This window comes from Sedimentitalea sp. XS_ASV28, from assembly GCF_041224545.1.
Taxonomy (GTDB): Bacteria; Pseudomonadota; Alphaproteobacteria; order Rhodobacterales; family Rhodobacteraceae; genus Sedimentitalea.
The window spans coordinates 88,741-112,711 of the sequence record NZ_JBGFGP010000130.1; the positions used below are offsets into that span (position 1 = coordinate 88,741).

The 23,971-nt window shown below is 63.3% G+C and carries 24 protein-coding genes and 1 tRNA gene; 10 read left to right on the forward strand and 15 right to left on the reverse strand.

What is annotated here, in order from left to right; translation table 11 throughout:
- Positions 1 to 171 precede the first annotated feature (171 nt).
- Positions 172 to 591: an SRPBCC domain-containing protein gene (locus tag AB9K34_RS11460; protein ID WP_369954563.1), complete on the reverse strand. Its 420-nt coding sequence runs from the start codon at positions 589 to 591 to the stop codon at positions 172 to 174.
- A complete protein-coding gene (locus AB9K34_RS11465; protein ID WP_369954564.1) occupies positions 588 to 911 on the reverse strand; it encodes an ArsR/SmtB family transcription factor in 324 nt (107 codons plus the stop codon). Before AB9K34_RS11465 ends, AB9K34_RS11460 begins: the two co-directional genes overlap by 4 nt.
- A gap of 114 nt (positions 912 to 1,025) precedes the next feature.
- Here AB9K34_RS11465 and AB9K34_RS11470 point away from each other — a divergent pair, with 114 nt between their 5' ends.
- Positions 1,026 to 1,514 carry an MmcB family DNA repair protein gene (locus AB9K34_RS11470; protein ID WP_369954565.1) on the forward strand — a complete coding sequence of 163 codons (489 nt, stop codon included), beginning with the start codon at positions 1,026 to 1,028 and terminating at the stop codon, positions 1,512 to 1,514.
- Positions 1,515 to 1,592: 78 nt separating this feature from the next.
- Here the strand turns inward: AB9K34_RS11470 and AB9K34_RS11475 are convergent, their stop codons facing one another.
- On the reverse strand, positions 1,593 to 1,793 hold the full coding sequence (locus AB9K34_RS11475) for a DUF6324 family protein (protein WP_369954566.1): 201 nt from the start codon (positions 1,791 to 1,793) through the stop codon (positions 1,593 to 1,595).
- Positions 1,794 to 1,871: 78 nt separating this feature from the next.
- Between AB9K34_RS11475 and AB9K34_RS11480 the strand changes: the two genes are divergently transcribed.
- Both AB9K34_RS11480 and AB9K34_RS11485 read left to right on the forward strand, forming a co-directional pair.
- Entirely contained in the window at positions 1,872 to 2,354 is a 483-nt protein-coding gene (locus AB9K34_RS11480; RefSeq protein WP_369954567.1) for an N-acetyltransferase family protein, read from the forward strand.
- Between the two features lie 44 nt (positions 2,355 to 2,398).
- Positions 2,399 to 2,475, forward strand: a tRNA-His gene (locus AB9K34_RS11485).
- Positions 2,476 to 2,536: 61 nt separating this feature from the next.
- Here the strand turns inward: AB9K34_RS11485 and AB9K34_RS11490 are convergent.
- Complete coding sequence (locus AB9K34_RS11490) at positions 2,537 to 3,415, reverse strand: LysR substrate-binding domain-containing protein (protein ID WP_369954568.1); 879 nt, start codon at positions 3,413 to 3,415, stop codon at positions 2,537 to 2,539.
- Between the two features lie 101 nt (positions 3,416 to 3,516).
- On the opposite strand from AB9K34_RS11490, the gene AB9K34_RS11495 reads away from it, so the two are divergent.
- Entirely contained in the window at positions 3,517 to 4,221 is a 705-nt protein-coding gene (locus tag AB9K34_RS11495) for an SDR family oxidoreductase (RefSeq protein WP_369954569.1), read from the forward strand.
- Positions 4,222 to 4,234: 13 nt separating this feature from the next.
- On the opposite strand, the gene AB9K34_RS11500 is transcribed toward AB9K34_RS11495, so the two are convergent.
- The 11 genes from AB9K34_RS11500 to AB9K34_RS11550 all read right to left on the reverse strand — a co-directional run bounded on the left by AB9K34_RS11500 (position 4,235) and on the right by AB9K34_RS11550 (position 16,323).
- Complete coding sequence (locus AB9K34_RS11500; protein ID WP_369954570.1) at positions 4,235 to 4,981, reverse strand: ABC transporter ATP-binding protein; 747 nt, start codon at positions 4,979 to 4,981, stop codon at positions 4,235 to 4,237.
- Positions 4,978 to 5,760, reverse strand: a complete 783-nt coding sequence (locus AB9K34_RS11505; protein ID WP_369954571.1) for an MlaE family ABC transporter permease — start codon at positions 5,758 to 5,760, stop codon at positions 4,978 to 4,980. Before AB9K34_RS11505 ends, AB9K34_RS11500 begins: the two co-directional genes overlap by 4 nt.
- A complete protein-coding gene (gene alr / locus AB9K34_RS11510; protein WP_369954572.1) occupies positions 5,757 to 6,794 on the reverse strand; it encodes an alanine racemase in 1,038 nt (345 codons plus the stop codon). Before alr ends, AB9K34_RS11505 begins: the two co-directional genes overlap by 4 nt.
- Positions 6,795 to 6,992: 198 nt before the next feature.
- Positions 6,993 to 8,483, reverse strand: a complete 1,491-nt coding sequence (locus AB9K34_RS11515; RefSeq protein ID WP_369954573.1) for a replicative DNA helicase — start codon at positions 8,481 to 8,483, stop codon at positions 6,993 to 6,995.
- A 263-nt stretch (positions 8,484 to 8,746) separates the two neighbouring features.
- Positions 8,747 to 9,427 (reverse strand): orotate phosphoribosyltransferase, encoded by a 681-nt coding sequence (locus AB9K34_RS11520; RefSeq protein ID WP_369954574.1) that lies wholly within the window; start codon positions 9,425 to 9,427, stop codon positions 8,747 to 8,749.
- A gap of 70 nt (positions 9,428 to 9,497) precedes the next feature.
- Complete coding sequence (gene pyrC, locus AB9K34_RS11525) at positions 9,498 to 10,538, reverse strand: dihydroorotase (RefSeq protein ID WP_369954575.1); 1,041 nt, start codon at positions 10,536 to 10,538, stop codon at positions 9,498 to 9,500.
- An 88-nt stretch (positions 10,539 to 10,626) separates the two neighbouring features.
- Positions 10,627 to 11,685 carry a glycosyltransferase family 2 protein gene (locus AB9K34_RS11530; RefSeq protein WP_369954576.1) on the reverse strand — a complete coding sequence of 353 codons (1,059 nt, stop codon included), beginning with the start codon at positions 11,683 to 11,685 and terminating at the stop codon, positions 10,627 to 10,629.
- On the reverse strand, positions 11,675 to 12,379 hold the full coding sequence (locus tag AB9K34_RS11535) for an FkbM family methyltransferase (protein WP_369954577.1): 705 nt from the start codon (positions 12,377 to 12,379) through the stop codon (positions 11,675 to 11,677). Before AB9K34_RS11535 ends, AB9K34_RS11530 begins: the two co-directional genes overlap by 11 nt.
- A 4-nt stretch (positions 12,380 to 12,383) precedes the next feature.
- Positions 12,384 to 14,660, reverse strand: a complete 2,277-nt coding sequence (locus AB9K34_RS11540) for a glycosyltransferase family 2 protein (RefSeq protein ID WP_369954578.1) — start codon at positions 14,658 to 14,660, stop codon at positions 12,384 to 12,386.
- Positions 14,660 to 15,295: a hypothetical protein gene (locus tag AB9K34_RS11545; RefSeq protein WP_369954579.1), complete on the reverse strand. Its 636-nt coding sequence runs from the start codon at positions 15,293 to 15,295 to the stop codon at positions 14,660 to 14,662. Before AB9K34_RS11545 ends, AB9K34_RS11540 begins: the two co-directional genes overlap by 1 nt.
- Complete coding sequence (locus AB9K34_RS11550) at positions 15,292 to 16,323, reverse strand: glycosyltransferase family 2 protein (RefSeq protein WP_369954613.1); 1,032 nt, start codon at positions 16,321 to 16,323, stop codon at positions 15,292 to 15,294. The genes AB9K34_RS11545 and AB9K34_RS11550 overlap by 4 nt, the downstream gene beginning before the upstream one ends.
- Positions 16,324 to 16,573: 250 nt before the next feature.
- On the opposite strand from AB9K34_RS11550, the gene AB9K34_RS11555 reads away from it, so the two are divergent.
- The 6 genes from AB9K34_RS11555 to AB9K34_RS11580 all read left to right on the forward strand — a co-directional run bounded on the left by AB9K34_RS11555 (position 16,574) and on the right by AB9K34_RS11580 (position 23,938).
- Positions 16,574 to 17,482: an AAA family ATPase gene (locus tag AB9K34_RS11555; protein WP_369954580.1), complete on the forward strand. Its 909-nt coding sequence runs from the start codon at positions 16,574 to 16,576 to the stop codon at positions 17,480 to 17,482.
- Between the two features lie 71 nt (positions 17,483 to 17,553).
- Entirely contained in the window at positions 17,554 to 18,822 is a 1,269-nt protein-coding gene (locus AB9K34_RS11560) for a VWA domain-containing protein (protein WP_369954581.1), read from the forward strand.
- A gap of 72 nt (positions 18,823 to 18,894) precedes the next feature.
- On the forward strand, positions 18,895 to 19,860 hold the full coding sequence (locus AB9K34_RS11565; protein WP_369954582.1) for an XdhC family protein: 966 nt from the start codon (positions 18,895 to 18,897) through the stop codon (positions 19,858 to 19,860).
- Positions 19,857 to 20,864, forward strand: coding sequence for a molybdopterin-binding protein (locus AB9K34_RS11570; protein WP_369954583.1), 1,008 nt, complete (start codon positions 19,857 to 19,859; stop codon positions 20,862 to 20,864). The genes AB9K34_RS11565 and AB9K34_RS11570 overlap by 4 nt, the downstream gene beginning before the upstream one ends.
- Before the next feature lie 102 nt (positions 20,865 to 20,966).
- Positions 20,967 to 21,452, forward strand: a complete 486-nt coding sequence (locus AB9K34_RS11575) for a (2Fe-2S)-binding protein (protein ID WP_369954584.1) — start codon at positions 20,967 to 20,969, stop codon at positions 21,450 to 21,452.
- A 122-nt stretch (positions 21,453 to 21,574) separates the two neighbouring features.
- Positions 21,575 to 23,938, forward strand: coding sequence for a xanthine dehydrogenase family protein molybdopterin-binding subunit (locus tag AB9K34_RS11580; RefSeq protein ID WP_369954585.1), 2,364 nt, complete (start codon positions 21,575 to 21,577; stop codon positions 23,936 to 23,938).
- Positions 23,939 to 23,971 lie beyond the last annotated feature (33 nt).

The window sequence follows — 23,971 nt, forward strand, 5'->3', positions numbered from 1 at the left end:
GATTCCCGAGGACCTGTATATACAGGTGGGCGCCAGGTAAACGGACCAGGATCCGAACAGAGCCAGCTCCCTCGGATTTGCTTAAGGCCACCGGAATGCAACCGTTCACGCGCAGGGCAGAACCCGCCACGGCACTCAGATAGGCGCAGTTCACGCACCGGGCAAGAGGGATCATGCGGTTTCGTGCAGAAGAATGCGTAAACGGCCCATATGTTCTTCCCAACCCGCGTCCAGGCTCAGAAGCAGGCCAAAGGCTTCGGCGTTTTGTGGCAGGCCGGTATGGTGCAGCGACAGGCGCGTGCCACCGGCAACCGAGGTCAGTTCCCATCGCACAAGGCTTTCGGCGTCGCCCATCGGTTCGACAGTGAATGTATATTCCAGATAGTCGGGCTCGCGCGCGGAAATGACCGTTCCCCAGATCAGCCGTCTGCCACTTTCGGCACCATGCATTTCGAACGCGTTGCCCTGTCGCAGCGGGGCAGTCGGGCGGTGAAACCAGAGCGCCAGCTTGTCCGGATCGGTCAGATAGCGCCAGACCTCTTGCCGGCTGGCCCTCACGTAGATTTCTTTGCGAATGGTGGTTTCGGTCATGGCTCACTCCCTTCGATAGCGGATTTGAGAGACGCCAGCCGGTCGTCCCAGAACTGGTCGAAATAGCTCAGCCAGTTGACGACCGGGGCAAACCCCTCCGGGTTCAGGCTGTTGATGCGTTCGCGCCCACGGGTGCGCACCGTTATCAATCCGCCATCGGACAATACGGTCAGGTGCTTCTTGACGGCGGCGCGGGTCATGTCGAACCGGTCGGTCAGTTGACCGATGGTCATGTCGCTTTGGGCGAGCATCATGACAATATCGCGCCGGGTCGGATCGGCGAGCGCGCGAAAGCAGGGCTGTATCGGGGTGGCTGTCATTTATAATACCTTTTGGTATCATTTAATATGAAACCAAAAGGTATCATGTCAAGCCGAAACCGATTTTGAACCGTGGTGGTTGCAAAATGTTCACGTCTTGTTCATGGTTGGCACATGATTGAAACGCCTTCACCGCCGGTCAAGCCGGGGCAACTGCTCGCGCGCGGAGTCTGTCGTCACCTTAGCGGGTATGGCTTTGTTTCCGTTGAAGAACTCGTGCCGGCGCGCGGGCTACGGGTGGATGTCATGGGGCTGGGACCCAAGAGCGAGATATGGGTCATCGAATGCAAATCCAGTCGCGCCGATTTTCAGTCGGATTCCAAGTGGCAAGGCTATCTGGAATGGTGCGACCGCTATTTCTGGGCGGTCGATCAGGAATTTCCGACCGATCTGTTGCCGCCCGAGACCGGGCTGATCATTGCCGATTCTTATGATGCCGAGATCATCCGGATGGCGCCGGAACGCAAGCTTGCTGCCGCGCGGCGCAAGGTGATGCTGCATAAATTCGCGGTTCATGCGGCGCGGCGGTTGCAGGCGCTGCGTGATCCCGGTGTGGTGGCAATGGTGCCAACCGGCGGATTGCGCACCGAAGGGTCGGACTGACGCGATCGGGTTTGATCGGCGGATTGCCTTGAGCGTCCGGACAGGAGGGCCGCGCGCCTCGCAAGCGGACGGGCCGCCTTAGCGGCGGCGATTGCCTTCGATCGCGCGCGCAGCCTTTGCTGCCGCGATGATTTCCTCGGCAATTTCCTCGGCTTCTTCCGGGTCGAAATCCATCGGCACTTCGAACCCCTGGGATTCGATAAAGATGCGCACCATGCCTGCGTCGGTCGGGCCGATCTGCATGTTCGCTTCGATATCGCGCTCGGTGTTGATGCCCATGGGTGCCTCCGTGACTCTGTGACTCCTGCTAGCTTGGCAGGGGTTGAGAATCAAGCGCTGGCGCGATCAGTATGCCGTATGGATGAGGCAGGAATTCGTCGATTTGCGCCATCAGATGCAGCATGGCTGGTGCGTCAGCACGGCGAGCTATACGCGCGGGAAGCGGGGTTCGATGCGTCGTTCGGGGCGCTCGTGGCCAGAATTCTGGATGATTTCATCGCAAACCATGACCCCGCCCGCGAGCGGGGATGGATCGCCACGCGGGGTGAGCAGCGGCTTGGCAGCATATTCTGCGTTGCCGATGGGACGAGTAGGGCCAGGTTGCGTCTGTTCCTGTTGACGCCGGATGCGCGCGGGCAGGGGCTGGGCAAGCGGCTGTTAGCGACGTGCATGGGCTTTGCCCGGGACTGCGGTTACAGAGACATGCAGCTGTCGACTCATGAAAGCCATCGTGCCGCCTGCGCACTTTACGAGGCAACGGGCTGGCGGCTTGGCGAGAGCAGGCCGGTGCGTTCGTTCGGGGCCGATCTGGTGGAACAAAGCTGGCAGATTGTGCTCTAACCTACTTGCATTCATATCGTCGCTTGTCTAAATCCCGTGCCAGTGCCGCCTTAGCTCAGTTGGTTAGAGCGCCTGATTGTGGATCAGGAGGTCCCCCGTTCGAGCCGGGGAGGTGGTACCACCCCCACCGCATGAACCGTGTATGACGCATCAGAGTGCCGCTGTTCGGTGTGCGGATGAGGTCAGATCTGTGGCTCGGCCTGGGATGTGAACCAGGAGATCACCGCTTCGATTGTCGGGTTTCGTCGCGAGTCGCGTTGGGCAAGCAGGTAGAAATCGTTGTCACCGCGCATGACGTGGGGCGTAACCTGCCGCAGATGTCCCGATGCGATATCGCGCGCGACCAGAAAGCGACTGACAAGGGCGATGCCCTGCCCGGAAAGGGCCGCGTCAACCGCAAGGGTCGTCTGGCTCAACCGCAATCCGTGACCGCTTTGATCGGCGATGCCGAGGTGGCGCAGGAAGGCGGGCCACAGATCATGGGCATCGTGCAGTTTCGGCAGGCGCGCGATCTGGTCGGGATCAAGCGGCACGGTGCGGCCTTGCAGAAGCGAAGGCGCAGCGACGGCGACATTGTCGCTCGGGAACAGGCGGATTGCGTGCAGCGCAGCGCCGAATGGCGGCCGGCCCTGACGTATGGCGAGATCAATCCCGTCGCCGTGAAAGCTCGAAACTTTCTCGGTTGCGAGGATTTGCAGGTCGATGTCCGGATGGCAGGTGGAAAATCCGGGCAGGTTGGGGATGAGCCATTTCGCGGCAAAGGTCGGGGTGACACTGACCCGGACCTCACCGGGTTCCGGGATCAGGTCGGCAGTGGCGCGGCGCATGCCGTCAAAGGCCGTCGAAATCTGAGCGTGATAGCCGCGTCCCGCCTGGGTGAGCGCCAATCCGCGAGGCAGTCGTTCGAACAGGGGCATTCCGAGATGGGCTTCGAGCTGGCGCACCTGTTGTGCCACCGCGCCCTGCGTGACGCCGAGTTCTTCCGCCGCGGCGCGAAAGGTCAGTCGACGACCGGTCACTTCAAAGGCACGCAAAGCGTTCAGGGGCGGCAAGCGGGTCAATAGACGATAGTATTCCTACAGGCGGATGGCATCAATTCTCATGCGAAAGGATTGGATTTCGGACCTATATTGCAGCCAGACAATGCATGGAGATTTTCCCGATGTCAGTAGAAAAAGTTGCTCTGATCACCGCCGGCGGCAGCGGCATGGGCGCGGATGCGGCACGCCGACTCGCGGCGGACGGTTTCAAGGTTGGTATCCTGTCGTCCTCGGGCAAGGGCGAAGCGCTTGGCACCGAGCTTGGCGGTTTCGGCGTTACCGGATCCAATCTCGATCCGCAGGCACTTGCGGCGCTGGTCGATGGCGCAAAGACGCGATGGGGCCGGGTGGATGTTCTGGTCAATTCCGCGGGTCATGGCCCAAAGGGCGCGATTCTGGATATGTCGGACGAAGACTGGCACATGGGGATGGACGTCTACCTGATGAACGTGATCCGGCCGACGCGGCTGGTGACGCCCGTGATGCAGGCGCAGGGGGGCGGGGTTATCGTCAATATCTCGACCTTTGCCGCGTTCGAACCTGATCCGCTGTTTCCCACGTCCGGTGTGTTCCGTGCCGGTCTTGCCGCCTTTGCCAAGCTTTTCGCCGACAAATATGCTGCGGACAATATTCGTATGAACAATGTCTTGCCGGGTTTCATCGACAGCCTGCCCGAAACCGATGAGCGCAAGGCGCGTATTCCCCTCGGGCGCTATGGTAGCACCGACGAGGTGTCTTCGGTTATATCTCTGCTGGCATCCGAGGGGGGCGGCTATATCACCGGCCAGAATATCCGCATAGACGGCGGGCTGACCCGGTCGGTTTAGCGGGAACCGGGCGTCAGCGGACCGCTTCGATCGGACCTTCCGCGCGTCCGTGGATGAACTGTTCCAGATAGGGGTCGCCGCTGCTGTCCATCTCGTCGACCGGGCCTGTCCACTGGATCACGCCATCATGCAGCATCGCGACGTTGTCGGCGATGGCGCGGACACTGCTCATATCGTGGGTGATTGTCATCGCGGTCGCGCCCATTTCGACGACGATCTCGCGGATCAGGTCGTTGATGACGCCTGACATGATCGGATCGAGCCCGGTTGTGGGTTCGTCGAAAAAGATGATCTCGGGTTCGGCGGCAATCGCGCGGGCGAGCCCGACACGCTTTTGCATGCCGCCCGACAGTTCAGCGGGGAAAAGATCGGCAACCTTGGATTTCAGACCCACGCGACGCAGCTTGTCGATCGCGATGGCGCGCGCCTCTTCCTGGGGCCGCTTGAGCGAGCCGCGCAGCAGGCGGAAAGCGACATTCTGCCAGACCGGTAGGGAGTCAAACAGCGCACCGCCCTGGAACAACATGCCGAACCGGGCGAGAAAGGCATCGCGGTCTCCGCTCGCGGCATCCTTGCCATCGACGAGGATTTGCCCGGAATCCTGCTGGATCAGGCCGAGAATGCACTTCAGCGCCACCGACTTGCCGGTGCCCGAGCCGCCGATGATGACCATCGAACTGCCCTTGGGGATGTGCAGGGACATGCCGCGCAACACCTCGTTCTCGCCAAAGGCCTTCCTGACGTTGTCCATGCGGATCATATCGAAAAGAACACTCCTGTGAGAACGAAATTGGCGGCCAGGATGAGGATGGCGGCCGCTTCGACGCTGTCCTTGGTCGCGTTGCCGACGCCCTGGGCACCGCGCCCGGATTGCATGCCATAATAACAGCCCATCATGGCGGCGATCACACCAAAGGCAGCGCCCTTGACCAGTGACGAGATCACGTCGCGCGCCTCGAGAAAATCGACCGTGTTCTGCAGGTAGGCGGCGGAGTTGAACCCGAGATTCTTGACCGCGACCACATAGCCACCGCCAATGCCGATGATATCGCCCACCGCGACGAGCAGTGGCACGGTGATCAACGCGGCGAGGATACGCGGCGCAACGAGGTATTTCATCGGGTTGGTCGACAGGGTGACAAGCGCGTCGATCTGTTCGGTCACCTTCATGGTGGCGATTTCGGCGGCGATGGACGAGGTGACACGCGCCGCGATCATCAACCCGACCAGCACCGGGCCAAGTTCGCGCACCATGCCGATGGCGACGATCTGCGGGACCACGGCCTCGGCGTTGAATCGCGCGCCGCCGGAATAGATCTGCAAGGCCAGCGCGCCGCCGGTGAAAATGGCGGTAAGGCCCACAACGGGCAGCGAGAGCCAGCCGATCGCCACCAACGCGTTGAAGAGTTCGCGGGGGTAATAGGGCGGGCGGAAAATGTGGGATATTGCACGCGCCGCGAAGATCGACATGCGTCCGACCAGCGCAAGACCATTGAGCACCGCGCGCCCGAGTTTTTCCAGCAGAATGAGCGGGTTCACGTTACATACTCCCGCGCATGGCGCCGGCCGAGCGAGGTCAGGATTTCATAGCCGATGGTGCCGGCGGCATCGGCCAGGATGTCGACCCCCTGGTGCGGGCCGAGAATATCCAGTGCACCGGGATCGTCCGGCAAGTCGGTGACATCGACGGTTATCATGTCCATCGATACGCGACCCACGACCGGGCAGAGCACATCACCGGCATAGAGCGCGATGTTTCCGGACCCCAATGCGCGATGCAGCCCGTCGGCATAGCCCGCCGCAACCGTTGCAATGCGCGAGGGCCGCGTCGCCGTCCAGCCGTTGCCATAGCCGACGGTTTCATCCGGGGCGACATCGCGGACCTGGATGACGGGGAGAGAGAGCGAGACCACAGGTTTTGCATCGGCAAAGGGCCGCCCTCCATAAAGACCGATGCCGGGCCGTGTCAGGTCGAAATGATAATCCCGCCCCAGCAGCACGCCACCGGTTGCCGCGAGGGACCGGGGCACGCTGTTGTTGGCGGTCACCTCGATGAAGCTGCGCAGTTGCTGGCGGTTCATCGGGTGGTCGGGTTCATCGGCGCAGGCGAGATGCGACATCAGCAGGACCGGCTTTTGCGCGAGGGCGATATCACGCAGCGCCGCCCATTCGGCGGGCTCCATTCCAAGCCGGTTCATGCCGGTATCGAGCTGCACACCGAAGCGCCCGTTGGGAAGGTTCTCCATGTGGCGCAACATCTGATCGACGGAATTCAGCATCGGGATCAGGTCATGGTCGCGGATAAGTGCGGTATCCCCCTCCATGTGACCGGAAAACACCGAGATGCCGGGGCCCGGTCCGAGCGCCTTGCGCACGGCGACACCTTCCTCGGCGGCGGCGACAAAGAACTGGCGCGCGCCGGCGCCCGCCAGCGCGAGCGAGACCTTGCCCGCAGTCAGGCCATAACCGTCGGCTTTGACCACGGCGGCGGTTTCGCACCCGGTTCGCGCGTCGAGCGCGCGCCAGTTTTCGGCGAGGGCGGTGAGATCGATTGTCAGCTTTGCGGTGCTCATGGGGGGGGTAATGCCACGGGTGCGGCGGGCGTCAAGAGGGAATGCGTCTGGCGGTAAGGCGGGGATCGGCGAATTGCTGCGCCGACAGCGGGCGGAGCCGTGCAGGGTTTGCGCCGCCGCTGGCGGCGCGGTGGGCGAGGGGCGCTGCCCCTCGCGCTCCCCGGAGTATTTTTCAAAGATGAAGGTGAGGGTCCGGGGTCAGAACCCGTGTTCTCCTCCGCCCTGTTGCCAGGATTTCGCGAGGTTGCCGAAGCGGGTGAACTGGGATTCGAAGCTGAGCTCGACAGTGCCGATGGGGCCGTGGCGCTGTTTGCCGATGATGACTTCGGCCTTGCCGTGCAGGCGCTCCATGTCGGCGATCCATTGTTCCATCGCGGCCAGATCGTCTTCGCCGGGCTTCTCGCGTTCCTTGTAGTATTCGCCGCGATAGACGAACATCACCACGTCCGCGTCCTGTTCGATGGAGCCGGATTCCCGCAGGTCGGACAGTTGCGGGCGCTTGTCTTCGCGGCTTTCGACCTGGCGCGACAGCTGGGAGAGCGCGATAACGGGGATGTTGAGTTCCTTGGCGATGGCCTTGAGGCCCATCGAGACCTCGCCGATTTCCTGAACGCGGTTGTCCGAAGTGCCGCGGACCAGCTGCAGGTAGTCGACGATGAGCAGATCGAGCCCGTGGGTGCGCTTCAGGCGGCGGGCGCGTGCCGCAAGCTGGGCGATCGGGATGGCGGCGGTGTCGTCGATGAAGAGCGGGCAGGCTTCAAGCGCCTTGGCCGCGTCGACGAAGCGGCGGAACTCGGCTTCATCCATGTCACCCTGGCGGATCTTGTGGCTGGAGATTTCGGAGGCTTCGGCGAGGATCCGCCCGGCAAGCTGTTCGGCGCTCATTTCGAGGGAAAAGAACCCGACGACGCCACCGTCAACCGCGCCTTCGGTGCCATCGGGCAGTTTGCCGCGCTTGTAGGCCTTGGCGACGTTGAACGCGATGTTGGTGGCGAGCGAGGTCTTGCCCATCGAGGGACGGCCCGCGAGGATCAGAAGGTCGGATTTGTGCAGGCCACCGAGCATCCTGTCCATGTCGACCAGATCGGTCGAGATGCCCGCAAGACCGCCTTCGCGCATGTAGGCGGCATTCGCGACATTGACCGCATCGGTCACGGCGCGCAGGAAGCTCTGAAAACCGCTTTCGGTCTGGCCCTGTTCGCTGAGCTTGTAGAGCTGCTGCTCGGCCTCGACGATCTGTTCGCGCGGTTCGCTGGCGACATCGACGCGGCTCGCCTTGTCGCTGATGTCACGACCGAGACCGATGAGTTGCCGCCGGATCGCGAGATCATAGATCATCTGGGCATAGTCGCGCACGGCAAAGGCGCTGATGGCGGCGCCGGCGAGCCGGACCAGATAGGCCGGGCCGCCAAGTTCCTTGAGACCCTCGTCGTCTTCCATGAACGCCTTGAGCGTGACCGGAGACGCCAGCGCGTTCTTGGCGATGCGGGCGGCAGCGATTTCATAGATGCGGGCGTGGACCGGATCGTAGAAATGCTGTGGCCCGATGATGCTGGCGACACGGTCATAGACATCGTTGTTGGTGAGAATCGCACCCAGGAGCTGCTGTTCGGCCTCGACCGAATGCGGCATGGTATCCGGACTTCCGGTTTCAGGGCTGGTGCCGTCAAAGCTGGTTATCTCGTTCATTTTGCCCCCATTTCGCCTCGTCCGGCCGCGTTTTTCGCAGGCTTGTTGTTCTTGGATGATCCGCGTTCCGCAGCCGGTGCCGGGTGATAGCGCGGCCCGGGTGTCGGGCGCAAACTGTATCTTTTTGTGGATAGGCTGTGCATATCCCTGACACCCTGCATCTTGGATGAAGAGGGGGTATCAGGTCAACATCTGGTGTATGTGGCCGGTTTTATAGCGCTGCGGCAATCGTGGCGCCCAGCGGGATTTTGCCAGCTATCACATCAGCCGGGTTTGCGGGCGTCCTGCCAGGCGCGCGGATCGGTCAGGAAGGCTTCGACCTCGGCGAGGGTCGTTGCGTCAAAGGCCCCGGACGCCCTGGCCTCGGCGAGCACATCCCACCATGTGCAGAGGTGATGCAGGGTGATGCCATGCGCCGCGAGATTCGTTTCGGTATCGGGGAAGATGCCGTAATAGAAGATTACGGCGGTGTGGCCGCAACTGGCACCCGTGTCGCGAATCGCGTCGACGAAGGACAGTTTGGAACCGCCATCGGTGGTGAGATCCTCGACCAGCAGCACCCGGTCGCCTTCGGTCATGACGCCTTCGATCCGGGCGTTGCGGCCATAGCCCTTGGGCTTCTTGCGAACGTAGGTCATCGGCAGGCCGAGGCGTTCGGCAACCAGCGCGGCAAAGGGGATGCCCGCCGTTTCGCCGCCGGCGATGTTGTCAAAGGCCTCGAGCCCGGCATTGCGCATGACGGTGAGCGCCATGAAGTCCATCAGCGTGCTGCGGATGCGCGGATAGGAGATCAGCTTGCGGCAGTCGATATAGGTCGGACTCGGCAGGCCGGAGGCCAGGGTGAAGGGCTCGGTGGAGTTGAGATGCACCGCGCCGACCTCGAGCAGCATGCGGGCGGAGAGACGGGAGATTTCCTTGGCGTCAGGATAGCTCGTGGGGATCATGATGGGACCTTTGCGCAGGGGGAGGTGGAGCGCCTCCGGCGGGAGTATTTGGACAAAGATGAAAGGGCGGTCAGCTGACCCGCCAGTAGACGGGAAAACCGGGGTCGAATACCGTTACCGGCCCGTCCGCACTGTCGATCCTGGGCGGGAAATCGGTCGGCGTGTCGGCGCGTGTCAGGGTAAGCGTGTCCTGGTTGACCGGCAGGCGATAGAAAGCGGGGCCGTTTCGCGAGGCAAAGGCCGCAAGACGGTCGAGCGCGTTCTCTTCCTCGAAGACATGCGCGAGGAGCGGCATGGTGTTGGTGGCCGTGAAGCAACCGGCGCAGCCACAGGCGCTTTCCTTGTTGGGATCGGTATGAGGCGCGCTGTCTGTGCCGAGGAAGAAGCGCGGGTCGCCCGAACTCGCGGCCGCGCGCAGGGCGCGCCGGTGTTCTTCGCGTTTGGCGACGGGCAGGCAGTAGTAATGTGGTTTGATGCCGCCCACGAGGATATGGTTGCGGTTGATGATCAGGTGATGCGTGGTGATCGTCGCGCCCAGATCGCGGGTGCTGGATTGCACGTAATCGACGCCATTTGCGGTGGTGATATGTTCCATGACCACGCGCAGGCCCGGGGTGGCGCGACGGATCGGATCGAGCACGCGGTCGATGAAGACCGCTTCGCGATCGAAGATGTCGATGTCGTGATCGGTGACCTCGCCGTGCACACAGAGCGGCAGGCCGATTTCGGCCATGCGTTCCAGGACCGCGCGGACGTTGTCGAAATCCGACACGCCACTGGCGGAATTGGTGGTTGCGCCGGCCGGGTAGAGTTTGACCGCGTGCACCAGCCCGCTTGCGGCGGCGGCGGCGACATCATCGGGGTCGGTCTCTTCCGTCAGGTAGAGCGTCATCAGGGGCGCGAACCGGCTCCCCGGTGCAAGCGCGGCCAGGATGCGGTCGTGATAGGCGCGGGCCTGGGCCGCGGTAACGACCGGGGGCACGAGGTTGGGCATGATGATGGCGCGGGCAAAGTCGCGCGCGGTTTCGGGCAGAACGGCCTTGAGCATCGCGCCGTCGCGCAGGTGCAGGTGCCAGTCATCGGGGCGCGGGATCGTCACTGTCTTGTTCATGAGGTTCCGCTAGCACAGCCGGTGGGCGTGGACCAGAGGGGCGCGGCGAAATGCGTTGTTTCAGGAGGGCAGCGTCCCGCGCATTGTCCTAGCTTTCGCGGTGCCCCTTTATCGCGAACTGTCGGAGCATGTGTGCCGTTGACAGGTCGATCGGTCTGGATGGCGGGGTCATCAGCAGCCGCGCATAGAGTGCGCGATAGGGCTCCTGCTCCATCAGTTTGCGAAACCTGGCGTGGCGCCAGTCGACCGCGGCGCGATGCAGCGGGCCAAGCAGCGGGTCGGCCTGCAATCCGGCGCGCAGCGGGGTGCTGCGGGGGCAAATATCTGCGATGCTGTCATCCGTGTCGGTGTTGAAATTGCGATCGACCCAGTAGTCCATCCCCAGCAAGTGGTCGCTGTGGACGGCGCGGCCGCGATCGGCCTTGAGCACATAGCTTTGCATGGCGCCGAGCGGATAGTGATTGAGTTGCACCAGCCTGTAGTTGGATCTTCCATAATTGGAGAACAGCCGCCGGGTCTTGAACTGGTGATCCAGCGGGCGGCCTTCGCCATCGAACCATTGCGCATCGTGAAGACGGGAGCTGTCCGGGTCGCGGGGGCGATGCACGCCGAGTTTGCGATAGGCGCCATCGTTCCGATAGAGCGTCTTGAACATTGCCGACCGCCAGGGCCAGTGCATCGCAACCGGGGCGCAGCGGGTAAACGTTTCGGTAACCGGTACATCGGTATAGTCGCGGATGCCCGCATTTCCGAAGAGTCGCCAGGTCAACGTGATCGCGGTCGCGTCGGGGAGGGCCGCCAGCAGCGCCGAGAGCGTGTGATCTCCTACATGGATATTCACGAACTCGTCGATATCTAGTGGCAGGATCCAGTCCGCATTGCGCACGATGTCGAGCCGTTCGGCCTGTTTCAGCGCGGTGAACTGGATGCCGCGCTTGTCAAAGGGTCCGTCGTTTCGCAGGTGGGTGAGCCAGCCCAGCTCGGCCAGCCGGTCCAGCATGGTATCAGTGCCATCGCGACAATCGTTGGAAAATACGAGGAAATCGGTAAATCCCGTGGCACGGTGATGGGCCAGCCATTCCAGAAGGAAGGCGGCCTCATTGCGAACGGTGAGAACCGCGAGGAAACGTGCAGGCTTACCAGTCACGGCGGAAAGTGACGACCTTGGCGTTCGACCATTTGGGAAAATAGACCAGGCCGGCCTGCATCATGGCGTTGAAGACCGCGGCGACGCCTTCGGACCCGATCCATTGCGGGTGCAATTCGATGATCGCAGCGCGAACACTGGACAGGTCCATGTCGGGGATGACATCGACCTCAGCACCTTCGATATCGCAGATCAGGACGTCGGGGCGGATGTCCTGCGAGGTGGCGCGGGTGGGGCGGATCTCGATCGGCTCCTCGGCGATGACGCCGCCCTCGTCATCGCGGCTGAGCGACGAAGAGAGGAAATTCTGGCGGATATAAAAGGTCGCGGTGCCGGCCTCGCGACCCAGGATGGCATTGTGCACATTCACGTTGTCGATGCCGTTTTCGGCATGCACCCGACGGATCAACGGGATCAGGCGCGGATTGGCCTCGAACGCGTGAACCGCCTTGACCCTGCGATGGGTGGCCACGACCGAAGAGATGAACCCGATGCCGGCGCCGAGTTCCATCACCGTGTCACCATCCTGCACGGCCTTTAGCACGGCATCGGCCTCCTTGGCCTCGTATTCGCCGCTGCGCAGACTGCCACGAATGCGCCCGGTTATGAACACGCCGTCCTTGGGAAAACGCACCCCGCGGGATTCGATATACGGCTTGTTGTGAAACGTCGGTATCGGTGCGGGCTCGGCCATCGCGTCAGTTCTCCATGTCGAGCGCCAGCGCATAGGCGACGCGTTCTGTTTCGGTGAGCTTGATCGTCAGGGCCTGCTTGTAAAGCGCGTTGAATTCGGGAGTGGCGTGCAGTTCATCGGCCTTGGCGCGGTGCCACGCGCGGCCCTTGTCATGCCATTTGCGCAGGATCCTGTCCCGCAGCAGGCGGTCGTATTCGGCGCGCAGGCGGGGCAGGTTGCGTTTGATCGTGATGTCGCGGAAATCGGACCAGTCCATGCGGATCCAGTAATTTATTCCGATTGAGCGGTCCACATGCAGCGCACGACCACGCTGGCGTTTGATCAGGAAGCTTTCGGCGCTGCGCAGCGCGTAGTGGTTGAGTTGAAGCAGATCATAGCCGATGGTCTTGCGCGAGTTGCGCCAGCCGTTTCTGGCGACCTCGGCCGTCATGTCATGGCCCGATCCGTTGACCCACTTCACCTCGTCGCGCCGCTCTTCGACAAGCTGGTTGGGCCGGTGGCAGCTTATCTTGCGATAGGCACCGATATTCCTGAACATCGTCTTGAAGCCCCACGCCGTATGCGGTTTCGGACAATAGGCGGGAGCGCAGCGGTCGAACTGGTCGATGACCAGATCATCCGACAGCGTTTTCACGCCATTATGCCCGAACAGGCGCCAGGTCATCGCGACATTGGTGGCATCGGGCACCTTGGCAAAGAAATCGTCCAGCGTACCGTTTCCCGTGCGCACGTTGATGAATTCGTCAACGTCGATATGGATGATCCAGTCGGCGTTGCGGATCAGAGGCTCTTTGCGCGACAGGTTGAGCGCGTGCTGCTGGGGGGACTTGCCGCGCCATTTGTCATTGTTGCGGTGCTCGACAATGCCCATTTCCTGTAACCGGCCAAGGATCTCGTCCGTGCCATCGGTGCAATCATTGGTGTAGATCAGGAAATGATCAACGCCAATGGCACGGTGATAGGCGATCCATTCCACGATATAGGGCGCTTCGTTTTTCATGCATCCGACGATGACACGCCCCGTTGACCCCGGCGGCAGGACAGGGCGGGGCGCGGCGGTGTAGACCGGGGCGCGTTCCTCTTCGTTGACAGCGCCCAGCCGGTTGTGCGGCGCATAGGGCGATTTGCGCAACTTGTCGAAATTCTGAACCGCGAGCGGCGGCATGATGGCGCGCGCGCCTGCGCTCAGCGGCGGCGGCGCGGGGGAGGCCTTGCGCGGTTTTTGCTTGCTCTTGCGGGCTTCGGAGGTGGCCTTGTCGATCCGGTACATGAAGGCCAGAAGATATTGCGTGGCGCGAAACCCGTTGCCGGGGTCGGGCTCGTTCCAGCGGTCCAGTGCGGGATCGGGGCGCAGATCGTCCACCGCAAGTGCGGGATGCGCTGCGATGAGTGCATCGTTGTCCGATGCGAAACGCGCGGACAGCATGTGCAACGCCCCCGGTTGGACAGGTTCGCCATCAATCTCGAGCTCCGCAAGGAGCGACTGCCTCAGGTCAGGCGGAATAACCTTCTGGCCGCGCTCGGTCAGGCGGTGAAACAGGATGTTCATCTGGCGCGCCCGCACCAGCCAGCGCGCCGACGGACATGGCGGGAAGGGGGCCGCCGACACGGTTCCCAGATCCGGCGTGATGTCAAACAGCTTGCGGATGGCATCAGGTGCGGTCTCGGCCGCCAGCGCCGCGCGGTATTGCGGATGCAGCGTGACATTCGCGGTTCCGAAGGCGGACCCCCAGAAATCCGCGAGCGCCCTGTAGTCCAGCCAGGACAGCCTGTGGCCAGACGACGCAACATCCGGGGCAAGGGCGGACGACGCCGCGCCATCCTGCATCACCAGCCCGAGGTCGTCCTGCAATGAGGCCCGGCGGCCTTTCAGAACCTGCTCGGCATGATGCCGGGCGAACGCCCTGGCCTGCTCTTCGACCTGCGCGACGATCCGGATGTCGTCGGACAGCGGAGCGAGCAGGGTCTTGATCCGTTCGAGCTCTTCCTTGCGGCTGACATGCCATCCCAAACGGACATCGGACAGGATGAGGGCGCGTGGCCGATGGGACCCAATGTCCCGCTCCATGTCCTGCAAAAAACGATCGCGCAGCGCCTGTTGATGCACGGTTCGCGCGGGTTCCGGACCTTCGATATGCCGGATTGCCTCGAACAGGGTCGGACCGGCCCGGCGGGCATGCAGAATGCCGTGCTCGGCCATCTGATCGTGACACAGGGTCGTCACCTGCCCGATACGGTCAGAGACCGGCGCATCCAGGCCGATATGGAGCCAGATGCGCATCACTGGCGTCTCAGTTCTTCGCGGATCGGGTTGGCGTTCAGCCGCCCCCACCAGGGCAGGTCGCGCCCCAGAAAGGCCGAGATCCGCTCGCGCGAGGCCGGGTCGGCGATATCGAACTCAAGGTAGCAGGGATCATTGGCAAAGAACCGGGCCAGGGCGGCATAGTGGCCCTCGACCCATTGCATGCGTTGCTTGGTGGTCTCTCCGTACCCCTGGGGCAGGCCGGGGATCGCGCTGTCGGGCAGGCGCGCGAGACCCAGGTTGGACCAGGCCAGCATGGATTGGGACAACTCGAAAGCGTCACGTCGCGAGGCCAGAAAACGCACTTCCGGATGATGTGCCCTGATCGCGAGCAGCAAGGAAAAATCCATCTGCGGCCAGAGCGATTTCGCGCCGCGCAGCACGCTCATCTCGGACAGGGCGGTGATCCCGGTCAGATACGCCGCCGGATCGCCGGTCTCGTACAGGCCGCGATAAAGCAGGTCGGCGACGGGCGTGCCCTTCTGCGCCGAATCCTGCCTATTGCGGCCGCGCAGACGATGATCGGCCACCACATACCCCGCCATCCGCAGCGCCTTGGCCAGCGTGGTGGTGCCGGATTTCGGCAAGCCCAGATTGACAACCGCCAGCGTCATCCGGCCAGATCCAGCGTCGCAATCAGCGCCTCTTCCTGCGGTGGCAGGGGATGGGCACTGCGCAATGTCTCCCGCATGTCGCGATAGGCCGGCTCGCTCAACAGCGCATCGCGGCGGGCGACATGCCGCGCGACGCATGTCCGGTGCAGGGCGTCGATATCCGGATCGCTGCGCAGCTGCGCCAGCGCCGCCTCCAGCGCCGGCATATGCCGCTGGATGCTGCGGTCCTCATGCGCGGTGTCATTGCGCTCACGCCAGTATGTATCGTCAAAGGCGCGGTGTTCGCGGTTCACATCGCCACGATCATTCTTGACCAGATAACTGTCCAGCGACCGCAGCGCATAGTGATTCAGCGTCGCAAACGCGCGCGCGCCCCGCGCCGGAAACCGGCGAATCCGACGCGGATTGGCCGCCACCAGGAACCGATGAGGTACATCACGCCCCGATCCATCGGTCCAGCGCGGCCGCTTTTCCGCAGCGAGCCTGCCCCGAAAGAACGGTCGGTGCGCGCCGAAATACTGTAGCGGAAAATCCTTGCGGACCAGTGTCTTGACCTCGATTGCGAATTCACCACACCAGAGATCGGGGTTATGCGACCGGTTGAACTGCGAAATCACAGGGAGATCGGCAAAGCGGTCGATCCCGTCATTGGCAAAGAACTGGAACGTCACCGAAATCGCCTGCGGATCGCCGCAGGCTTCGATCAGTGCCGGGATCGTGTGATCGCCCACGCGAATGTTCAGGAACTCGTCCACATCGGCGATCCACACCCAGTCGGCCGCTGTGACGAGGTCCTGGTGGCGCGCATCCTTGAGCGCCTCCATCTGATAATTGCGCCCCTCTGCTGGGTTGGGCAGGTGGCATACGATACCCCGTTCAGCCAACGCATCGAGCAAGTCGTCGGTTCCGTCGCTGCAATCATTGGAATAGATCAGGAAATCCGTGACACCGATCAGCCGGTTATAGGCAATCCACTCCAACAGGAAGGGCCCTTCGTTCTTGACGCAGGTGACGGCGGTGATCCGCATCCCAAATTGCTGTTCGCCAAGGTCCATTGCGTCTGCCTGTGTTGTGGGCGATGGGGCCAAGCCAATACCGCGTTTTTGTGAAACAAGTCATGCCATTCGTGGGAATCAGCGTCAATGATCGCCGGCAATCATGCCGGATTTGAGGCAAATCGATCCGGTCTTTGCGGCATTTCCCTTGGACCAAGGTCGCAGGGCAGCGTGCTTGACGGCACCGCGCATTCATGACCTTTAGAACGCAAATGGAGGTTTCATGCAGATACCAACGTCCATCGACGCCGTGCAGGCGCTGCTCTCCCGACAGGGATATGTCTGCGGACGCGCCCTGGCCACGGTCGTATTCCTTTCGCTCAAGCTCCGCCGCCCGCTGTTCCTCGAAGGTGAGGCCGGCGTCGGCAAGACCGAGATCGCCAAGGCGCTCGCGGCTGCGCTGAACCGCCGCCTGATCCGGTTGCAATGCTACGAAGGGCTGGACGCGGCGAGCGCCGTCTACGAATGGAACTTTCCCGCCCAGATGATCGCCATCCGGACGGCAGAGGCGACCGGCAAGGCCGATCGTGACGCCCTGAACCGCGAACTCTTCAGCAGCGATTATCTCGTCGAGCGCCCGTTGCTCGAAGCCATGCGCCCGGATGAGAACGGCGCGCCGGTCTTGCTGATCGACGAACTGGACCGGACCGACGAACCGTTCGAGGCCTTCCTGCTCGAGGCATTGAGCGATTTTCAGGTGACGATCCCGGAACTGGGCACGATCAGGGCCCCCGAACCCCCGGTGGTGATCCTCACCAGCAATCGCACCCGCGAGGTGCACGACGCCCTGAAACGCCGCTGCCTCTATCACTGGGTCGATTATCCGGACTTCGATCGCGAGATCGAGATCCTGCAGACCCGGGCGCCGCAAGCCTCCGAAACCCTGAGCCGCGAAGTCGTCGCCTTCGTGCAGAGCCTGCGCACCGAGGACCTGTTCAAGAAACCGGGCGTTGCCGAAACCATCGACTGGGCCAAGTGCCTGCTGGCGCTGGACGTGATCAACCTCAGCCCCGAAGTGATCGCCGACACCCTGGGCGCGATTCTGAAATACCAGGACGATATCCAGAAACTGCAGGGCTCCGAGGCAAAGCGCATCCTCGACGAGGCGCGGGCCACCCTGGAACCCGCATGATCGGCGCGGCCTGTCTTCATCTTTGTGCCAGTACTCCGGGGGTATGGGGGCAGCGCCCCCATGAAAGCTGAATGCCCGAATACGCACCGCTGGACATTCCCGACGATCCCAAACTGGTTCACAACATCACCCATTTCGCGCGCGCCCTGCGCAAGGCGGGGTTGCCGATCGGCAGCGGGCGGGTGATCGATGCAATCCGCGCAGTCCAGGCGGCGGGGTTCACAGACAGGCGCGATTTCTACTGGACCCTGCATGCCTGCTTTGTGAACAAGCCCGAGCAGCGGGTGGTCTTTGCCCAGATCTTCCGGCTCTACTGGCGCGATCCGCGGTTCATGGAGCACATGATGTCGATGCTGCTGCCCGCCATCCGTGGCGTTCAGGAAGACAGGAGCGCACAAGCCGCCGAGAAGCGCGCGGCGGAGGCGCTGCTCGACGGGATCACGCCCGACCTGCCGGAACAGGGCAACGACACCCCCGAGGACGACGTCCTGATCGAGGTCGACGCCTCGATGACCATGTCCGCCGAAGAAAAGCTGCGGACCCTGGATTTCGAGCAGATGAGCACCGACGAGATCGCCCAGGCCAAGCGGATGCTCGCGCGGTTGAGCCTGCCGGTGCAACCGATCCCGTCCCGGCGGGGCGTCGCAAGCCCGCGAGGGCGCCGGATCGACTGGCGCGGAACCCTGCGCGCCAGCATGCGCCAGGGAGGAGAACTGCGCAGCCTGGCACATCTGAAACCGCGATTGCGCTGGCCCAATCTCGTGGTGCTCTGCGATATTTCCGGCTCGATGAGCCAGTACAGCCGTATCATCCTGCATTTCCTGCATGCGGTGTCGAATGCCAGGGGCCAGGGCTGGTCGCGGGTGCATGCCTTTACCTTTGGCACCCGCCTGACCAATATCACGCGCCATCTGAACCAGCGCGATGTCGATGCGGCGCTGGCGGCTGCCGGGGCCGAGGCGCAGGATTGGGAAGGCGGCACGCGCATCGGTGAATGCCTGCACGGGTTCAACCGCGACTGGTCGCGCCGTGTGATGGGGCAGGGGGCTGTGGTCCTGCTGATCACCGACGGTCTGGATCGTGACGATCCCGGGGCGCTCGGGCGCGAGATGGAGCGCCTTCATCTGTCCGCGCGCCGCCTGATCTGGTTGAACCCCTTGCTGCGGTGGGACGGGTTTGCCCCCAGGGCGCGGGGTATTGCCGCAATGTTGCCCCATGTCGACAGCTTTCGCGCCGGTCATTCCGTCGCCTCGCTTCAGGAACTGGCGGAGGTGATTTCACGTCCCGAGGATGCCGGCGAGAAGCTGCGCCTGATGGGGCTTCTGGACGCGCCTCGCTAGAGGCGCGAGGTTTGTGTTCGCGTGGTTGCAACCTTATATTGCCGGGGCGTCGATGCCCGGGGGAGGACCGAGATGGAGCGATTTGACAGCAGTCCCGAAACCGCGCTGGCCTGGCATCGCGAGGGGGTCGGCGCGGTCCTGGCCACCGTCGTCCAGACCTGGGGCAGTGCGCCCCGCCGGGTCGGCTCGCAACTCGTGATCGGCGGCGACGGGCGGATCGAGGGATCGGTGTCCGGCGGATGTGTCGAGGGCGCGGTGATCGTCGAGGCGCTGGAGGCGCTCGAGGAGGGCGCGCATCGTGTGCTTGAATTCGGGGTCAGCGACGATGACGCCTTTGCGGTCGGCCTGGCCTGTGGAGGCACCATCCGGGTACTGGTCGAGCCTGTCGGTCCGGTGCTGCCCGAGCCGCTGCTTGCGGAGCTGGTGGCCGCGCGTTCCGGACGCGAGGCGGTGGCCTATGAGGTCAACCTTGAGACCGGGTCGCGACAGCTGCTGCGGGACGGCTATCCGCAACGGATGCGGATGGATCGCTCGGGGTTCGAAGAGGACGGGCAGACCTTTGTCGCGGTGCACAACCCGCCCTTGCGCCTGATCGTCGTCGGCGCGGTACATATCGCGCAGGCGCTGGTGCCCATGGCGCGGATTGCCGGCTATGATCCGGTGTTGATCGATCCGCGTGACGCGTTTGGATCGGAGGCCCGGTTTCCGGGGGAAACCATCCTGCAGGACTGGCCCGACGAGGCGGTGGCCAGGCTTGGGCTGGATGCGCGCACGGCGCTGGTCCTGCTGACCCACGACCCCAAGCTCGACGACCCGGCGCTCGAGGCCGCGCTTGCGTCCGGGGTATTCTATATCGGTGCCCTCGGATCAACCCGAACCCATGCAAAGCGGGTGGAACGCATGACGCGGGCCGGATTTTCCGCCGAACAGATCGCGCGCATTCACGGGCCGGTGGGGATGAATATCGGCGCGGCGGGACCGGCAGAGATCGCGGTCTCGATCCTCGCGCAGATGACACAGGTCCTGAGACAGGGATGAGGTTTGGCCCGGTTCCGCTGGCCGAAGCGGTGGGGCATGTGCTCGCCCACTCGGTGCGTCTGCCGGGGGGGCGGCTGCGCAAGGGCAAGATCCTGTCGCAGGCCGACGCCGCAGCACTGGCCGCCGCCGGGTTCACGCAGGTTACGGTGGCGCGGCTCGATCCGGGCGACATCGCCGAAAACGACGCGGCGGCGGCGCTTGCACGGGCGCTTGTGCCGGATCCGGGCGCGGTTGGCCTGCATGCGGGCGCGCCATTTACCGGCCGTGTCAACCTGTTGGCGGACGGGCCGGGCCTCGCCAGGATCGACGCGGCTGCCATCGATCGCGTCAACCATGTGCATCCGATGGTGACGGTCGCGACCGTGCCCCGCTGGCAAAGGATGGACGCGGACGGCATGGTGGCGACCGTCAAGATCATTTCCTATGCGGTGCCGGGTAAGGCCCTTGAGCGGGCCTGCGAGATGGCGTGCGGGGCACTCGGTCTGCAACGACCGGTCGTGACGCGGGCGGCCTTCATCGAGACCCTCGTTTCCGGCCCGACTCCCGCAGCGCCGGGTGACAAGGGCTATCGTATGCTGCAGGGGCGGCTGGACCGGTTGCAGGTCGAGCTTTCGGGCCCTGCATTCGTACCGCACAGGGTGGCGCCGCTGGCGGAGGCGATTCGCGCAAGCGAGGCGGAGCTGATCCTGGTTCTCACCGGCTCCGCGACCTCTGATCCGGGTGACGTGGCGCCCGAGGCGGTGCGGCGGGCGGGCGGCGAGATCATTCATTTCGGCATGCCGGTCGATCCCGGCAACCTGTTGTTTCTGGGGCAGATCGGCACGCGCAGGGTGATCGGCCTGCCGGGCAGCGCACGCTCGCCGGCGGTGAGCGGCGTGGACTGGATTCTGGAACGGGTGATCTGCGGCGTCGGCATCGGCCCCGAGGACATCATGGGTATGGGAGTCGGCGGCCTGCTCAAGGAAATTCCCACCCGTCCACAACCGCGACGCCCCGGGGGCTGAGCGGTGGTGTTATGCTAAAGTCCTATAAAATTCTTGTTCTAAATGCCGGGGCGGCGTGTTTAAATCCTGCAAAAGTTGACGCTATGCACAGGGAGGAATGTGATGGTTGATGTGACCATGACGGTTAACGGTGTTTCGAAATCCGGGTCGGTCGAGGGGCGTACGCTCTTGGCCGCTTTTCTGCGGGAAGGCCTGGGGCTCACCGGGACGCATGTGGGGTGCGATACGTCGCAATGCGGTGCCTGTGTGGTGCATGTGAATGGCCAGGCGGTGAAATCCTGTACCATGTTCGCAGTCGAGGCGGACGGCGCGACAGTCGACACGATCGAGGGGCAGGCCGCGGCGGATGGCACCCTCAACACGATCCAGCAGGCCTTTCAGGATCATCACGGTCTGCAATGCGGTTTCTGCACGCCCGGCATGGTGATGTCCGCGGCGGCGCTGCTGCGGGACAACCCGAAGCCCAGCGAGGCGGAGATCCGGGATTATCTCGAAGGCAACCTGTGCCGCTGCACCGGGTATCACAACATCGTCAAGGCGATCATGGCGGCGTCGGGACAGGACGTCGCCGCCATCGCCGCAGAATAAGGCCGGGGGCCAGCCCCCGGACCCCCGGAGTATTTTTACAAAGATGAAGGGGGTCGGGTGCGCGGCCCGGCATTTCGAACAGTGGCGGAGGCCCCGCCGGACATCCAGGGAGGACAGTGAACATGCCCAAAGACAGTGGCATCGGCGCCAGCACCAAGCGGCGCGAAGACGTGCGGTTTCTGAGCGGGACCGGAAATTACACCGACGACATCAACGTGCGTGGCCAGGCCTATGTGCATTTTCTGCGCTCTGATGTGGCACATGGCCGGATCAACGGGATCGATACCTCGGCGGCGGCGTCGATGCCGGGCGTGGTCCGGATTTTTACCGGCGCGGATTTCGAGGGGATCGGCGGTTTGCCCTGTGGCTGGCAGGTGACCGACCGGCATGGGGAGCCGATGCAGGAGCCGGGCCATCCGGTGCTGGCGCAGGGCAAGGTACGGCATGTGGGCGATCCGATCGCCGCGGTCGTGGCGGATACCTACGCGCAGGCGCGCGACGCCGCCGAGGCGATCGAGGTGGATATCGAGGAATTGCCGGCGGTCGTCGACATGAAGGCGGCGCTGCAAGAGGGCGCGGCGAAGGTTCACGACGATCTGAAGAACAACCTTTGTTATGACTGGGGTTTTGTCGAAGAGAACCGCGATGCGGTCGATGCGGCGATCAAGGGGGCGGCGCATGTGACGACGCTCGAGCTGGTCAATCAGCGCATGGTGGCCAACCCGATGGAGCCGCGCGTGGCGGTGGGGGATTTCAACCGCGCCACCGGCGATCACACGCTGTACACCACCAGCCAGAACCCGCATGTCATCCGGCTCTTGATGGGGGCCTTTGTCCTGGGTATCCCCGAGCACAAGCTGCGGGTGGTGGCGCCCGATGTGGGGGGCGGATTCGGCACCAAGATCTTCCACTATGCGGAAGAGGCGTTCTGTACATTCGCGGCCAAGGCGGTCAACCGGCCGGTGAAGTGGACGTCGTCGCGCTCGGAAGCCTTCATGTCGGATGCGCATGGGCGCGATCACGTGACCAAGATCGAGCTGGCGCTGGATGCGGATAACAATTTCGTGGCGCTGCGGACGGATACCCTTGCGAATATGGGAGCGTATCTTTCGACCTTTGCACCGAGCGTTCCGACCTGGTTGCATGGCACGCTGATGGCGGGGAATTACAAGACGCCGCTGATCTATGTGAATGTCAAGGCGGTGTTCACCAACACGGTGCCGGTGGATGCCTATCGCGGCGCAGGACGCCCCGAGGCGACCTATCAGCTGGAGCGTGTGATCGACAAGGCGGCGCGTGAGCTGGGCGTCGATCCGATCGCCTTGCGGCGGCAGAATTTCATCACCGAGTTTCCCTATGCGACGCCGGTTGCGGTGGAATATGATACCGGCGACTACAACGCGACGATGGACAAGCTGGAGGAGATCGCGGATATTGCGGGGTTTGCCGCGCGCCGTGCGGAAAGCGAGAAGAAGGGCAAGCTGCGCGGGCTGGGTGTGAATTGCTATATCGAGGCCTGTGGCATCGCGCCCTCCAACCTTGTGGGGCAGCTGGGTGCGCGCGCCGGGCTCTATGAGAGTGCCACGGTGCGGGTCAACGCCACTGGCGGTCTGGTCGTGATGACCGGCAGCCATTCGCATGGTCAGGGCCATGAAACGGCGTTTCCCCAGGTGATTGCCGAGATGATCGGGATCGATGAGAGCATGGTCGAGATCGTGCATGGAGACACCGCGAACGCGCCGATGGGCATGGGGACCTACGGGTCGCGCAGCCTCGCGGTGGGGGGGTCGGCCATGGTCCGGGCGACCGAGAAGATCATCAACAAGGCCCGCAAGATCGCGGCGCACCTGATGGAGGCCGCCGAGGCCGATATCGAATTGAAGGACGGGGCGTTCAGCGTCGCGGGCACCGACAAATCGGTGGCCTGGGGGGATGTATGCCTGGCCGCCTATGTGCCGCATAACTACCCGCTCGAGGATATCGAACCGGGCCTGGAAGAGACGGCATTCTATGATCCGTCGAACTTTACCTATCCGTCGGGGGCCTATGCCTGCGAGGTCGAAGTTGATCCCGAGACCGGCAAGGTGAGCATCGAGCGGATGATCGCGGCGGATGATTTCGGCAACATCGTCAATCCGATGATCGTATCCGGCCAGGTGCATGGCGGTCTGGCTCAGGGTATCGGGCAGGCGCTGATGGAGCATTGCATCTATGATGACGAGGGCCAGTTGCTGAGCGCGAGCTACATGGATTATGCCATGCCGCGTGCCGATGACCTGCCGTTCTACGAGGTGGATCATTCCAGTTGCACGCCGTGTACGCACAATCCGCTTGGTGTGAAGGGATGTGGCGAGGCGGGTGCCATCGGATCGCCGCCATCGGTGGTGAACGCGGTTATTGATGCGCTGCAATCGGCTGGCAAGAACGTGACTCACATCGACATGCCGCTCAGCCCGTCGCGGGTCTGGGCCGCGATGCAGGGTTGAGTTGAAACCGCGGGGCGGGGGGCCAGCCCCCCG

What these genes read in the sequence shown, in the direction of transcription:
- alr (WP_369954572.1), bottom strand. Translation starts at nt 6,794, where the DNA reads ATGAGCACCGCAAAGCTGACAATCGATCTCACCGCCCTCGCCGAAAAC.
- AB9K34_RS11460 (WP_369954563.1), bottom strand. Translation starts at nt 591, where the DNA reads ATGACCGAAACCACCATTCGCAAAGAAATCTACGTGAGGGCCAGCCGG.
- AB9K34_RS11565 (WP_369954582.1), top strand. Translation starts at nt 18,895, where the DNA reads ATGGAGCGATTTGACAGCAGTCCCGAAACCGCGCTGGCCTGGCATCGC.
- AB9K34_RS11550 (WP_369954613.1), bottom strand. Translation starts at nt 16,323, where the DNA reads ATGCGGATCACCGCCGTCACCTGCGTCAAGAACGAAGGGCCCTTCCTG.
- AB9K34_RS11575 (WP_369954584.1), top strand. Translation starts at nt 20,967, where the DNA reads ATGGTTGATGTGACCATGACGGTTAACGGTGTTTCGAAATCCGGGTCG.
- AB9K34_RS11475 (WP_369954566.1), bottom strand. Translation starts at nt 1,793, where the DNA reads ATGGGCATCAACACCGAGCGCGATATCGAAGCGAACATGCAGATCGGC.
- pyrC (WP_369954575.1), bottom strand. Translation starts at nt 10,538, where the DNA reads ATGAACAAGACAGTGACGATCCCGCGCCCCGATGACTGGCACCTGCAC.
- AB9K34_RS11515 (WP_369954573.1), bottom strand. Translation starts at nt 8,483, where the DNA reads ATGAACGAGATAACCAGCTTTGACGGCACCAGCCCTGAAACCGGAAGT.
- AB9K34_RS11465 (WP_369954564.1), bottom strand. Translation starts at nt 911, where the DNA reads ATGACAGCCACCCCGATACAGCCCTGCTTTCGCGCGCTCGCCGATCCG.
- AB9K34_RS11535 (WP_369954577.1), bottom strand. Translation starts at nt 12,379, where the DNA reads ATGGCCGAGCCCGCACCGATACCGACGTTTCACAACAAGCCGTATATC.
- AB9K34_RS11580 (WP_369954585.1), top strand. Translation starts at nt 21,575, where the DNA reads ATGCCCAAAGACAGTGGCATCGGCGCCAGCACCAAGCGGCGCGAAGAC.
- AB9K34_RS11540 (WP_369954578.1), bottom strand. Translation starts at nt 14,660, where the DNA reads ATGCGCATCTGGCTCCATATCGGCCTGGATGCGCCGGTCTCTGACCGT.
- AB9K34_RS11520 (WP_369954574.1), bottom strand. Translation starts at nt 9,427, where the DNA reads ATGATCCCCACGAGCTATCCTGACGCCAAGGAAATCTCCCGTCTCTCC.
- AB9K34_RS11570 (WP_369954583.1), top strand. Translation starts at nt 19,857, where the DNA reads ATGAGGTTTGGCCCGGTTCCGCTGGCCGAAGCGGTGGGGCATGTGCTC.
- AB9K34_RS11470 (WP_369954565.1), top strand. Translation starts at nt 1,026, where the DNA reads ATGATTGAAACGCCTTCACCGCCGGTCAAGCCGGGGCAACTGCTCGCG.
- AB9K34_RS11545 (WP_369954579.1), bottom strand. Translation starts at nt 15,295, where the DNA reads ATGACGCTGGCGGTTGTCAATCTGGGCTTGCCGAAATCCGGCACCACC.
- AB9K34_RS11480 (WP_369954567.1), top strand. Translation starts at nt 1,872, where the DNA reads ATGGATGAGGCAGGAATTCGTCGATTTGCGCCATCAGATGCAGCATGG.
- AB9K34_RS11500 (WP_369954570.1), bottom strand. Translation starts at nt 4,981, where the DNA reads ATGATCCGCATGGACAACGTCAGGAAGGCCTTTGGCGAGAACGAGGTG.
- AB9K34_RS11495 (WP_369954569.1), top strand. Translation starts at nt 3,517, where the DNA reads ATGTCAGTAGAAAAAGTTGCTCTGATCACCGCCGGCGGCAGCGGCATG.
- AB9K34_RS11560 (WP_369954581.1), top strand. Translation starts at nt 17,554, where the DNA reads ATGCCCGAATACGCACCGCTGGACATTCCCGACGATCCCAAACTGGTT.
- AB9K34_RS11555 (WP_369954580.1), top strand. Translation starts at nt 16,574, where the DNA reads ATGCAGATACCAACGTCCATCGACGCCGTGCAGGCGCTGCTCTCCCGA.